Source organism: Chryseobacterium sp. GM_Chr_2 (genome assembly GCF_026540445.1).
GTDB lineage: Bacteria > Bacteroidota > Bacteroidia > Flavobacteriales > Weeksellaceae > Chryseobacterium.
On the sequence record NZ_JALNUD010000002.1, the window covers coordinates 141,506 to 156,453 of the forward strand.

At 32.9% G+C, this 14,948-nt stretch carries 4 protein-coding genes; 3 read left to right on the forward strand and 1 reads right to left on the reverse strand.

Features of this window, described 5'->3' with window-relative positions; genetic code table 11:
* Nucleotides 1-15 precede the first annotated feature (15 nt).
* From OXQ85_RS04030 to OXQ85_RS04040, 3 genes are read left to right on the forward strand one after another with little or no spacing between them, the layout of a single operon-like run.
* Nucleotides 16-5,913, forward strand: coding sequence for an MG2 domain-containing protein (locus OXQ85_RS04030; RefSeq protein WP_267402523.1), 5,898 nt, complete (start codon nucleotides 16-18; stop codon nucleotides 5,911-5,913).
* Entirely contained in the window at nucleotides 5,913-11,795 is a 5,883-nt protein-coding gene (locus tag OXQ85_RS04035) for an alpha-2-macroglobulin family protein (RefSeq protein WP_267402524.1), read from the forward strand. The genes OXQ85_RS04030 and OXQ85_RS04035 overlap by 1 nt, the downstream gene beginning before the upstream one ends.
* 42 nt (nucleotides 11,796-11,837) lie before the next feature.
* Nucleotides 11,838-12,323: an ecotin family protein gene (locus tag OXQ85_RS04040; protein WP_267402525.1), complete on the forward strand. Its 486-nt coding sequence runs from the start codon at nucleotides 11,838-11,840 to the stop codon at nucleotides 12,321-12,323.
* Between the two features lie 192 nt (nucleotides 12,324-12,515).
* Here OXQ85_RS04040 and OXQ85_RS04045 read toward each other — a convergent pair whose 3' ends face one another.
* Nucleotides 12,516-14,693, reverse strand: coding sequence for a prolyl oligopeptidase family serine peptidase (locus tag OXQ85_RS04045; protein WP_267402526.1), 2,178 nt, complete (start codon nucleotides 14,691-14,693; stop codon nucleotides 12,516-12,518).
* Nucleotides 14,694-14,948: the final 255 nt, after the last annotated feature.

Consider the following 14,948-nt stretch of genomic DNA (forward strand, 5'->3'; position numbering starts at 1 on the left):
TCAAAATTAATACCTATGAAAAACATCTGCAAATGTGTTTTGTTATTTTTTATTTTTTCGTGTAGTTTTCTTTATTCGCAAAACTATTATGAAGATCAATGGAAAAAAATTGCAGAAGGTTACAACAGCGGAAATGTGAAATCCAGCCTGCCGATCGTAATTGAAATTCAAAATCAGGCCATCAGAGAAAAAAATGCGACGCAACTTATACGCTCTCTGAAAACGGAATTTACAATTTATAAAGAAACTAAAGACGATCCGAAAAATAATTATGCATCTGATTTTTTTGCTAAAATACAAGAGGCAGAAAAAAGGATGAGTAAAAATGATCTTTTACTTTTCAAAGTGCTGGAAATTGAATTTTTTGAGGATTATTTTGATACAAAAAAGTGGGAGATTCAAAAAAGAACGAATCTTAACGAAGGAGATCTTTCAAAGATAGAGTCGTGGACCAAACTGGATTTTAAAAATTTCTATACTCAAAGATTTGCAGAGCTTTCTAAGATTGATGTTAAATTAAAGAAAATCGATTTAGAGAAATATAAAGAAGCTTTTAAAACCGAAAGCGATTTTGAATTTTTTCCTACACTTTACGACTGGAAGGTTAAAAAAAATATAGATTTTCTAAAGAATAATTATATTTTCACTGAGGATGAATTAAAAGCAAATAAGACAATTATTTCTACTTTATATCAGAATTTAATTGATTCTAATGATAAAAATCCTAAAATTTATTTTCAACATCAAAAACTTATTTCTGAAAGTTCGGGAGAGGATAAAGAAGATTTTATTACTCAACAGATTTCTTTAATCAACTCACCTGTAAAAGCAGATTATAAGATCTTAATCACTAAAGATGTTGTAGATTTTTTTAACCGTAAATCAAAGTTTTTGGAGTCTGTGCAACTTATTGATAAGATGAAACTGGAATATCCGAATTCTAAATTTCTAAGTAACATTGTTTCGCAGGAAAATACAATAAAAGCACCTTTTGTAGAGCTTACTTATGATGTGCATAACTTACCTGAAAAACCAATTCATATTGTTGCTAAGCATAAAAATGCGGATCGTTTTACAGTTAAAATTTACAAGGTTAATGATTTTAAGAATAATCTTGAATATTTAGAAAAACTTAATTATAAAGATTTTTTTGATAAAATAGATAAAACAACCGTACGGACGAATATTTTTTCTTTGCCAAATAAAAAGGATTACAAAACATACACAACTTCTTTAGCAATGAATCTGCTTCAGAAAGGGCTTTATATTGCAGAATATATTAACGGTGAAGATATTTCTAGATTTTTGATGATTGTGACTTCTTCAAGGGTGATTTATGATCAGAATAAAAATTATATTTTGCTTTCAAGGGAAAATGGCGAAATAAAACCAAATACAAAATTGCAACAATATGATTTTAGAGATTATTCGAATGTGAGTGAAACTGAAATTCTTATTAAAACGGATAATTTTGCAAGATTTGCTCCCAAGGTTGATCACTATAGCCGTACAGAAATTCTTTATGAACCAGATTCTAATGACTTTAATCTATTGAATAATGAGTACGAATGGAATCATGATTATAGAGATGAACGCCCTTTAAGTCAGATTTTTTTAGACAGACAAATTTACAGACCTGGCCAAACGGTTCATTTTAAAGTCATTTCAACGTATCCTGATTTTGAAAAAAAACGAGATGCTTTGATTGTTGATAATGAACAGGAAATTACTTTATATGATGCAAACAGACAGGTTATTTCTACTCAAAAGCTTAAAACAAACTCATTCGGATCTTACAGTGGATCTTTTGTGCTTCCGAAGGATAAAATGAATGGACAATTCAGTTTAAGTACATCCGGAAGACATGACATAAGAGATTTGTATGGTACAAAATATTTTTCTGTAGAAGAATACAAACGTCCGAAATTTGAAATTGTTTTTGATACCATTAAAAATGATTATAAATATGGCGAAACTATTGAACTGAAGGGAAAAGCGCTTACCTTTTCAGGTATTCCCCTGAATAATGCTGTTGTAAATTATGAGATTAAGAGAGAAAATATCCGTAAAAGATACTTTTGGTGGTATGAAGATATCTACAACAATTACAATCCAATTTTAGGAAAAACGGAGACCAACGAAAAGGGAGAATTTATTATTAAAATTGATCTTAAAAAAGATGAGAATAAAGAAGGTATTCAAATCGATGGTTATACAATAAAAGCAAGTATTACGGATATTAACGGAGAAACACAATCAGCCACTACAGATGTCAATGTAGCTTCCGTTTCGCATTATCTGGAGGCTGAACAAATTAAAGAAACTTCTGCTGAAAATGAGGTAAAATTGAAAGTATCAACATTCAATTACAACGGAATTGCACTGGATAAAAATTATAAGGTTAAATTAATTCAGCTTAAGCAACCTGAAAGAGTGTTGAGGAATAATTTTAAGAAGAATATTCAGGATCTTCCAAAACTTTCAAAAGAAGAATTTTTAAGCAAATTTCCTCATGACCGATATGATAAATTTGAAGATCAGAAATATTGGGAAAGATTAAAAACGATTATCGACCGTACAGATAAAGGAAAAGAATTAAATCTTGGCAAATTAGAAGCGGGAACTTATCGATTGCTCATTTATAATATTGAAGGGAAAGATTCTATCAAAGCGGAGCAGGATTTCAGCGTTTGGAGTACTAAAGGTTTAGGTAAAAATCAATATCCGTTTTTGAAAGTTGTAAGTCCTAAAAAAGAAGTGCATCGTGGTTCTTCGGTAAAGTTGTATGCTTATTCTGCGATTCCTGATGCTACGGTAAATATTTATCTTCAGGATGGAACCGGAAAACCAAAATTTGAAAGAAAAAAGTTTGTGAACGGAGTTATTTCTTTTACTTTTCCGGTTTCTCAAAATAAAGAAGTTGTAAAATATAATGTTCAGTTTGTAGTGGCTCACTACAATGATGTTCAGAATGAATATGCTGATATTTATGTGAAAAAAGATGAAGATCCGTTAAAAATAGAATTAACGACTTTTCGGGATAAATTAGAGCCGAACTCCAAAGAAAAATGGAGTGTGAAAATCACAGGGAGAAACAAAGAAAAAGTTGTTGCGGAGGTTTTGGCGAATATGTATGATCAATCTTTAGACAAATTTGCGGTAAACAATTACAGATGGTCAACGATTTACTATCCACCAAATATTATAAAAGATTTTAATATTGAAAATTTTATTGAAAAAGAATACTGGTCGAAAAAAGTAAACTATCTTGAAAGAAAAAATGTTAGTGAACCAAAATTTAATTGGTTTGATGATGATGTTTTATATAATCTTTTAATAAAATACGGCTTAACCACGGATGTTGATGGTGATGGAATTGATGATCGAAATGATGCGTGCCCCACTGTTCCCGGATTGCCTGAATATAATGGATGTCCTAAACCTAAAAATGTTACCGCCCTAGAACTTGAAAGTAGTTTTAAAGGTTCTAGAAATCGTTTTTCAAAATATGAAGACACTGATTATGACGGAGTTTTAGATAAGGATGATATTAAAAAACCAAGCGATAAGAAAGAAATTCTTGATGAGGTAAAAGCCCGCCAGAATCTAAATGAAACTGCATTTTTCTATCCCAATTTAAAAACAGATATCAACGGAAATGTAAGCTTTGAATTTACAACTCCGGAAGCATTAACAAAATGGAAGCTGATGTTTTTGGCACATACAAAAGATACCCGAGCAGCTACATTGGAAAAAGAAATTATTACTCAAAAGAAATTGTCTGTAACTCCAAATTATCCAAGGTTTTTAAGAGAAGGAGACGAACTTGATTTTCAAGCAAAAATTTCAAACCTTACCAAGAAGGCATTGAAAGGTTCGGCATCTTTTCAGATTTTAAATGCGGAGACTAATGAAGATATTACCTCCCAGTTTGCGATCGCATCTTCCATTAAAGATTTTGAAGTAAAAGAAACCGGAAATTCTGTTGTAAGCTGGAAAATAAAAACCCCTTACCATAAATTCAGCTCCATTATTATAAAAGTAATTGCCAAATCGGGAAAATATTCTGATGGTGAACAAATTCCGGTTGCGGTTTTATCTAATACCATGATTTTAACAGATACCGTTCCGATTTTTGTAAAAGAAGGCGAAACGAAAACATTTAAAATAGATAATTTAACAAAAGATGTTTCATCAACAGCGATTAATTTCAGTAATACATTAGAGCTGAAAACGAATCCGGTTTGGGAAATCCTTTTTGCCCTTCCTGATTTAAGCGACAACCTTAATATCAGTTCAGATTCGCGTTTCAATACTTGGTTTGCCGACATTGTAGGAACAGAAATTTTTAAAGCAAATCCAAGAATGAAAGCAGTTTTTGATGAATATAAATCTGCAGATCTTCTGAAAAGTAATTTAGAGAAAAATCAGGAATTGAAACAGGTTCTTTTGGAAGAAACACCGTGGGTTCTGCATTCGCAATCTGAGGCGGAAACAATGAATAAAGTGGCCAGACTTTTTGATGTGAATGCGATGAAAAATTCCATCAATTCAGATTGGAATATTTTTTCGCACTATCAAAATAGTGATGGTGGTTTCCCGTGGCTTCCGGGTTATAAAAGCAGTTATTCTGTTTCATTATATATTCTTAAAAATTTAGGAAAAATGAATGAGTGGCTGAAAGGCGGAATTTCAGAATATCAAATGATAGGGCAAAAAGAAATGGTCTCTAAATTGATAAACTATATTGATACTGAGCTGGAAATGCACTGGAAAGAAAAAGAAGATAACCCGTGGAGTAATTTCGCGTTAGATTATTTAGATACAAGACGTTATTGGGAAAAAGAATACCCGCTGGGCGAGAAAGGAGCAAGATTGAAAAAAATGATTATTGAGCGTGCAGATCAGTTTAAATTAACAGATCTTACGTTCTATGGAGTTCATCGTGCAGCGCTTATTTTTGATAATTATGGCTTAAAAGTTCCGTCGGATAAACTAATTAATTATTTAAAAGAAACATCAGTTTCCTCCGAAACACAAGGAGCGTATTGGAAGAAAAACCTGAACGATTGGGGATGGTATGAGTCTAAAGCAGTTAATCATGCGGGCGCTATTGAAGCATTAAACAAATTAAGTCCAAAAGATGTTAATTTTATTGAAGAGGCTAAAGTTTGGCTGGCCACCCAGAAAGAAACTAATTCTTGGGGAAATTCTAGAACAACTGCGGAAATAATTTATATCCTGATGAATTCTGGAAAATCCTGGACGACTCCGGAAGCCGATAAAGCCAAAGTAATTTGGGGCGGAAAAGAAATTGCTCCTAATCCGAAAACAACGGGATATCTTAAGCAGGTTGTAAAATCTGAGAAGATAAATCAGGATCTGGGAGAAGTTACTGTTACAAAACCTGGCCCGGGAATTGTTCAGGGAGGATTGTTCTGGCAATATTATGATGATTTAAGTAAAGTAAAATCTACCGAAACGTATATTGCCATGACCAGAGAGTTTTATAAAAAAATGCCCACTGAAAATGGAGAAGAATTAATGAAAATTACAGAAAATAGTCCGTTACATGTAGGAGACAGAGTGACCGTAAGAATGATTCTTGTTACGGATAGACCGATGCAGTATGTTCATTTAAAAGATATGAGAGCTGCCGGATTAGAGCCTGTAGATGTGCTTTCGGGTTATCAATGGAAAAATAATCTGGGGTATTATCAGGCTACAAAAGATGCATCTACCAATTTCTATATTTACTATATGCCGAAAGGGAAATATGTATTTGAATATGATTTGATATGCAACGCGTCGGGAAATTTCTCAAGCGGATTTGCCACGTTGCAGAATTACTACGCTCCGCAGATGAATGCCAGAACCAAAGGCGATAAAATTGAAATTAAAAATAAACAATAATGAAATATATAAAATTCTTAACCCTCATTTTATGTTTGAGTGTTTTCGGCCGAATACAGGCACAAAAATACTACGACGATCAATGGAAAAAAGTAGAAGAAAACAGTAAAAAAGGAACGTATAAATCTAATCTTCCCATTGTTTTAGACATTCAAAAACAGGCTATGAAAGAAAACAATACCTTACAGCTCATCCGTTCTCTAAAATCTGAATTCAGTATTTTGAATACAACTTCGGATGATGAACAGAATAATGCGGCTTCGAGTTTTTTTACTAAAATTCAGAATGCCGAAAAGCAGCTGAAAGGCGATGATAAAATTGTTTTTAAGGTGTTGGCAAATGGCTTTTTTATGGATTACTATCAGCAAAATTCATGGAAAGTAAATGGCAGAACCAATCTGAATTCGCAGGATGTAGCGCAGATCGAAACCTGGAGCAAGCTTGATTTTAAAAATTATCTGACGAAGAATTTTCAGGAGTTGGATCAGCAGACGTCTGAAATGAAAAAAGTAGCGTTATTAAAATATAAAGATCTTTTTTCTAACACAAAAGACATTACTTATTTTCCGACTCTGGCAGATTGGTATGATTTGAAAAAAGTAAATTTCTTTTCGGATAATCAGCTTTTTACTAAAAATGAACTCGCTGAAAATAGAAAAACAATTGATGCTATTTTTGATGGATTAATTGCTCAGAATTCAGGAAATTCAAAACTGTATTTTATGCATCAGAAGCTGGAGGAAAACTGCAATTTCAACCAATGCAAAGATAAACTGGAGCAGTTGAAAAGCCTTGTTAAATCTTCTACAGAAGGAGATTATAAAGTTTTGGTGATGGAACAGATCATGTCTCAGCTGATTTCTAAAAAAGAACAGAAGGCAGCCTTAGAAATCGCCAGTCAGGCAAAAGCTCAGTATCCGAAATCTCCTTTTATTGAGAATGTCAAAAATATTGAAGAACAAATTAAAGTTCCGACGCTTAATTTCAGATATGAGCAGCAGACGCAGCCTAATCTCCCGATTCATTTTGTGGCCGACCACAAAAATATTTCAGAATTTTCTTTGAATATTTATGAAGTGAAAGATGATTTTACTTTATTTATGCAATATGCGGGAAATTCTTACTCAGATCTTTTCAACACGATTAAAAAAAATCTGGTAAGAAAAGAAGTTTTTCAGGTAACGGATGCCAAAGATTATCAGAATCATTCCACTTCTTTGGAAATAAAATCACTTCCTTCAGGAGTATATATTGCCGAATATAACGTTACGGGCAACGAAAATGATAAAAGACAGAATTTCTATTTTTTAGTTTCAAACCATAAAATTATTTACCAAAGTAAAAGCGGCGGCGAATTAAATTCTACTCATCTTAAATTGGTCAACAGTGAAAATGGCAAACCTATAATTAACGAAAATCTTACATTTTACGAATACACCAATGGTAAAAGTCTGACTAAAACCCAAGCTAAAACAGATACGAACGGTATTTTTACTTTGCCTTCTAAAAACTATTATGTAAAATATCTGGTTCAGCAGCCGAAGACCAACGATTATCAATTCATTAATGTTTACAGGGAATATTATGCGGATCGAAATCCCAATAAAGAAACCCGCACTCAGGCACAGATTTTTACAGACAGAGCCATTTACAGACCCGGACAAACGGTTTATTTTAAAGTAATCAATACAAAAATTAACAAAGAAACTGAATCGGTTGCTTCAGATTTAAAACAGAAAATTACGCTGAAAGATGCCAATTATCAGGAAGTAACTTCGCAGGATTTTACCACGAATGATTTTGGTTCTTATCATGGAAGTTTTGTGTTGCCAAAAGGTAAGCTTAACGGAAGATTTACTTTGGAAACCGATGGCGGAACAGGCGGATACAAAGATATACGTGTTGAAGAATACAAAAGACCAAAGTTCGAGGTGACATTTGAGCCTGTAAAAGGAGATTATAAATATGGACAAACCACCGAGCTGAAAGGAAAAGCAATGATGTTTTCCGGTGTGGCCCTGAGTAATACAACGGTAGACTATGAAATTAAAAAACGTAATATCCGTTGGCGATATTTCAGTTGGTATCCGCAAAATAATGATAATGAAAACTCGATTTTAGGGGAGGTTAAAACAAACGAGAAAGGAGAATTTACCATTCAATTAGATCTTAAAAAAGATGAAAATGTGGAAGGCATCCAGATAGATAATTATGAAATTAATGCTTCGGTAACAGATATTAACGGCGAAACGCAATCGGCGGATACCAACCTTAAAGTGGCTTCGGTTTCTCATTATATTAAAACTGATGAAATTGAAAATACGTTTTCTGATAATAATTTAAAACTGAAAGTTGAAACTAAAAATTATAATGAGCAGGATGTTAAAAAGCCTTATCAGGTAAAATTGACTAAACTTCAGGAGCCGGACAGAATTTTCAGACAGAACTTTAAAGCCGTCATTCAGGATCAGCCAAAATACTCGAAGGCAGAGTTTTACAGCAAATTTCCGCATGATTTTTATGATAAAAATGATGAACTGAAAAACTGGAAAACTGAAAAAGTTATTATTACCAAAACGCAGCAGCCTTCCTCAGATCTTGATCTTGGAAAACTAGAAGCGGGAACATATCAGCTGGAATTGTATAATATTGAAGGAAAGGATACTATTAAAACAGCTCAGAATTTTAATGTTTGGGATAAAAAATCATTAAAGCCAAATCAAAAAACATTCTTATCCGTTTTAGATCCTAAAACCGAATTTTCAAGAGGAGAAAAAGCAAAAGTGTATGTTTATTCTGCGATCCCTGATGCTTTGGTTACTGTTTTCATCCAAAATGGTTCAGGAAAAACAACTTCAGAAGTTCATCAATTCAAAAACGGAATGCTAGAATATTCGATGGAAATCCCAAAAGACCCATCCGTTTCAACCTTGAACCTTCAGTTTCAGATTGTTGCTTTTAATGATATTCAGACAGAAAGTGTTGATTTAAAAATTAAAAGTACAGAACAGCCTTTAAAGATTGAAACAGTAACTTTCAGAGATAAGCTGGAACCAAATTCAAAGGAAAAATGGTCTGTAAAAGTTTTAGGAAGTGATAAAGAAAAGATGAATGCTGAGGTTTTGGCGAATATGTATGATATGTCTCTAGATCAGTTTGCGGTAAATAGCTTCAATTGGCAAAGACTTTATATGCCTTATTCCATTGTTTCATCTTACGATATGAGACAAAGTCTTTATTCAAAATATTACGAAAAAAGATCGAAATATTTCAATGGAAATTATGTGGAAGTTCCTCAGTTTAATTGGTTTGATGATGAAATGCAATATACTGTATTAAGTGAATTATCAGGAAGGACTGCAGGTGTGAAAGTTTTCAGTTCAAGAGTTCCAAGTCCTTCTGCAGCTCCCGTAGCAATGAGAATGAAAAAAGAAGCCATGGTTGATGATGCTGCCATAGATATTTTAGCTTCTGGAAGACAATTGAACGAACAGGAAAAAGCGGAATATACGGATCAGCTAGATCAAGATTCATCAGATAAAATTCCTGTTCGTCAGAATTTAAATGAAACCGCTTTTTTCTATCCTGATCTTAAAACGGATTCCGAAGGAAATGTAAGCTTTGAATTCACTTCTCCCGAAGCATTAACGAAATGGAAATTGATGTTCTTAGCTCACACCAAAGACGCAAGAGCAGCGACCTTGCAGAAAGAAGTGGTTACTCAGAAGGAATTTTCAGTTACTCCAAATTATCCTAGATTTTTAAGAGAAGGTGATGAACTGAATTTACAGTCAAAATTATCAAACTTAACGAGCAAAAAATTAAATGGTTCGGCACAGTTACAGATTTTGGACGCTTTTACGAATGAAGATATTTCTGAAAAATTCGGATTGAGTACATTAACAGCTGTTTCAGGATATAATAAAGAGCAGGCTTTTTCGGTTGATGAAAATGGAAATTCTGTTTTAACATGGAAAGTGAAAGTTCCGAATAACGTTTCTTCGATTATTTTAAAAATCGTTGCAAAGGCCGGACAATATTCTGATGGCGAACAAAAAGCAGTGGCTATTCTTCCGAACAGAATGTTGGTGACAGACGCTCTTCCTATTTTTGTAAAAGAAGGTGAAACGAAGACTTTTGAACTGGAAAATCTTAAAAATGCCAATTCATCAACGATTTCTAACGTTTCAAATACGTTGGAACTGACGACCAATCCGATTTGGGAGATTATGTTTGCGCTTCCAAGTTTGAAAAATGACCCTAATAATTCTGCGGATGTGATCTTTAATAAATGGTTTGCTGATGTTTTAGCATCCGAAATTTTTAAAGCTAATCCGAAAATGAAAACCGTTTTCGAAGAATATCAGAATAAAGGATTACTCAATTCAAATCTTGAAAAAAATCAGGAGCTGAAACAATTGCTGCTGGATGAAACACCTTGGGTTTTGGAAAGTAAAAATGAAGGGGAACAAATGGCTAAATTAGCTTTGTTGTTCGATGCAAATACGATGAAAAATTCGATCAATCAGGATTGGGATGATTTCAAAAAACTGCAGAATCCGGATGGTGGTTTCTCTTGGTATCAGGGGTATCCTAGTTCATATTCAACCTCATTGTATATTCTTAAAAATTTAGGAAAAATTAATTCTTGGTTGAAAGGTAATATGAAAAATTATCAAAATTCTGAACAAAAAGAATTAGTGAAAAACCTGATTGGATATGTTGATAATGAAATGGGTAAATATTATGATTCGAATGAAAAAAATGTCTGGACCAACTGGACATTGGATTATCTGGATACCCGAAATTACTGGGAAAAAGAATACCCGCTGAGAGGAAAAGGAGCTTCTTTAAAATCCTTAATTAAGCAAAAAGCAAAAACGGCAAAATTAACAGATTTTACCTTCTTCGGATTGCATCGTGCCGCTTTGTTAATGAATGATTATGGCTTAAAAGACGTTTCAGATAAAATATTGAATTACTTAAAAGAAACTTCGGTAGACTCAAAAACACAGGGTGTTTACTGGAAACAAAATCGGGATGGCTGGGGCTGGTTTAGCTCAAAAGTGGTGAATCAGGCAGGTGCTTTGGAAGCATTTAATAAGCTAAAACCAAACGATCAAAAGTTCATTGAAGACATGAAAATCTGGCTGATTACTCAAAAAGAGGTTAATTCGTGGGGAACTTCAAGAGGCACTTCAGAGGTTATTTTTACGATTTTAAATTCAGGGAAATCATGGACGAGTGCTGAAAGTGATAAAGCAACCATCGTTTGGGGCGGAAAAGAATTGCAACCACAAACTCAGGCAACGGGATATGTGAAATCTGTGGTAAAATCTGATATTTTAAATAAAAACCTTGCGACTGTTACGGTAACAAAACCTGGTGCGGGAATTGTTCAGGGAGGATTGTTCTGGCAATATTATGAAGATTTAAATAAAATAAAATCTTCCGAAAATTACATCTCGATTACGAAAGAATTATACAAAAAAGTAAAGACCGTGAACGGGGAAGAATTGCAGAAAATTTCATCCGAAACTCCATTAAAAGTAGGAGATAAAGTAACGGTACGAATGATTTTGAATACCGATCGTGCGATGGAGTTTATTCATATCAAAGATATGAGAGCAGCTGGGTTTGAGCCTCTGGACGTGCTTTCCGGTTATCAGTGGAAGAATAATTTAGGATATTATCAATCTACTAAAGATGCGTCTACAAATTTTTATATTCAATACATGCCAAAAGGTAAGTATGTATTTGAATATGATTATATTGCCAATGCATCCGGAAAGTTCTCAAACGGTATTACGACGATGCAGAACTATTATGCGCCGCAGATGAATTCCCACTCGAAAGGCACTGATATCGAGATTTTGGAATGATTTTTGGCTTTTAGGAATTTGTAAAATTAAAATACAAAAATTATGAAATTTTCAAAGACACTAATGACAGGTTTGGTAATGATGATTGGAATGAATGCTTTTGCACAAAATAAAGCGGAGAAGTTTGCCAAACTGGAGATTGAAATGTTTCCTAAAGCGAAAGAAGGTTATAAGCAAGTATATATTCAGTTACCTGTTGCTAAAAACGAAAATGACTTAAAAGTTGAATTCTTCGTAGGTGCCGAAAAAATGCTGGATTGCAATAGACACTTTATGATGGGCGAAGTGAAAACTCAGGATTTACAAGGTTGGGGTTACACCTATTACGATGTGGAATCTAAAGGTGAAGTAGGTGGTACATTAATGGGATGTCCGGATCAGAAGCTGACGAAACAATTTGTCAACCTAAAGCCTGAAACCGTAAGATACAACAGCAAATTGCCATTGGTTTTCTACATTCCGAAAGATATGGAAGTGCGTTACAGAGTGCTTCGTCCGGATGCGATGAAGAAAGCGGTTCAGAGATAAATTAACCGTATATATATAGAAAACTCCTCGATTCGAGGAGTTTTTTGATTTATTTCAATAAAAGCACAAATAATTTTAGGTTGTCTGTAATTGCTTTTTTGTTATCTTAAATTGTCTCCGGAAATTTTTACTTCAAAAATAGATGAGTACATACCACATACTCCTCAAAAAATTGATAAGGAAAACGAGACATTATTTTTTTGTATTTTCTTTTGGCTGGTAATCAGGGTGCCCTAATTGCCATAGTGCAAATGCAAACATATCGCCTAAATTAGCGTATCGTTGAGCAACAGGTACGTTACCAGCATGTCCACCTTCAAAATCTATTTTTAATAATACAGGATTAGAAGATGCATCATTAGCCATTAATTTAGCTGCAAATTTTACAGGCTCCCAAACAATAACTCTTTGGTCATTTATCCCTCCTGTGATGAAAGTCGCTGGATACTTTACTCCTTTTTTAATGTGATGATAAGCGTCCATTTCCAATAAAGCTTTAAATTCCTTTGGGTCTTTTATGCTTCCAAACTCTTTAGGCTGAGAATCAGGTTTTGTATAATCTCTAAGCATGTTTAATGAACCTACCTCAGCTATGACTGCTTTAAAAAGATCTGGTCTTTCTGTCATAGCTCTCCCTACTGTAATACCTCCTGCACTGGCTCCCCAAATAGCTACTTTGTCTCTTGAGGTATATTTTTCTTGTATTAAATATTCTGTACAGTCTATCAAATCTCTCCAAGTATTAGGCTTTGTTTCTTTATATCCTCCTAAATGCCATTGCTCTCCTTTTTCTCCTCCTCCTCTTACGTGTGCAATAGCTACCATTCCTCCTTGATTAACCCATAACAAATAAGTTTTAGCAAAGAAAGGATTAGAGGAAATTCCATAAGAACCATAGCTGTCAATCAATACCATGTTTTTGCCGTCTTTTTTAATGTTCTTATTATAAATTAAAGAAACTGGAATTTCTTGTCCATCTTTTGCTTTTACACTTATTTCTTCAACAGTAATATCTTTAAATTCAGGATATTCTGCCACAGGAGCCATGTTTTCTGGAATAAAAGAGTCCTTTTTTACATCATATTTAAAACGTTGCTCATCATTTGCCCACCCAGAACAGGTAATCCAAATATCTGAATAATTTTTCCCTTTACTCTGTAATTCAATATTTCCTGATGGAAAAGGGAGTTTAATTACATTATCCTTTCCATCTTTATATAGATACAATTTAGCTTCTACACCGTTTTTAGTAGTGGTGTAATAAATACCATCTTTTGTTATTCTATAGCTTTTAATTATTTCATCTGTTTTCTCTGGAACTAATACTTTAGCATTTTTAAAATTTGGATTAGTAATATTTGTTCTACATAATTTATTTAAAGATGAATTATAGTATGATAAAAAAATGACTTGATCATTCAAAAAATCTAAACTCTTAGCTTTATCACTTGATTTCGAAAATAATTTCCAATTTTTTTTCCCTGCTAATAAATCTTTTTTATTGATTATGAATGTTTTTCTGTATGATTGGAAATCTAACAACATTCCTTTATAAAACTGGTCATCAATATCAGAATTTAAAATCATAGGAAATTGATCCTCAGTAATATTTAAATCAGGATTGTTTTTGGCAGAAAAAACATCAATTATTTTTTTTGGATCAGTTCCTATTTTATAAACAACAGTCTGAGTATTTTTATAAAAGTCTTTAGATTTAGAATCAATTGTAGAAAAATTTACATAAAAAAAACCGCTATTATCATCTAACCATTTTATTCCATCAAAACTAGCAGGCGCAGTATTGGTAAGTACTTCACGGTAGATTTGTCTTTTTTTTACATCAATAATAATCAGATCGGATAACTCTACACCTTTTTCAGCTATTGAAACAGCAATCTTATTACCATCTAAGCTAGGACTTATGTAATTGATAATAAAATCATGATCTTTTTCTGAATTTTTGTAGTTAATAGGATCATAAAGTAATTCTTCTTTTCCTTGAAATCCTTCTCGATAATATAATTTTGCTATTTTTTCATTTCCTTTTTTCTTTAAATAAAAATATTTATTATTATCTGTTATCTTCAAATCTGATACAGAATAGACTTGCCTTGTATCAAGTTCTAATCTTTTTTCTACATAGTAATTCCTTTTAGGAATTAAATCTAAAACAGAATTGGTATAAGCTGTCTGAGATTTCATCCATTCCATGTTTTGGATGTCATCTAAATTTTCCAAATTTCTGTAATCATCAATGATTTTAGTTCCAAAATACTCATCAATAGTTGGCTTTGATTGAGGTAATTTTGTTTTTTGAGCACTCGTAAAAAATGATGAGAAGCTGATAATAAGAAATATTTTTATTTTCATTAGTCTTAAAATTATTTTTGTCCCATAGTTTGATGGATGGTAGGATTCTTCCTCATGTATAATTTCTTGATTTTATTTTTAATTAAAACCTACGCAAAGTAAATGATATTTCTCTAACTGTGCATAAATAATATATAGATATAACTTAGTACACGGAGATGGTTACAACTAACAAATGATGTGGGAAAAACAAGGAACAAAACTGGAGTAGCCAAAACGGTAAAGATTAACAAATTTTCAATTAAAACAAATCTC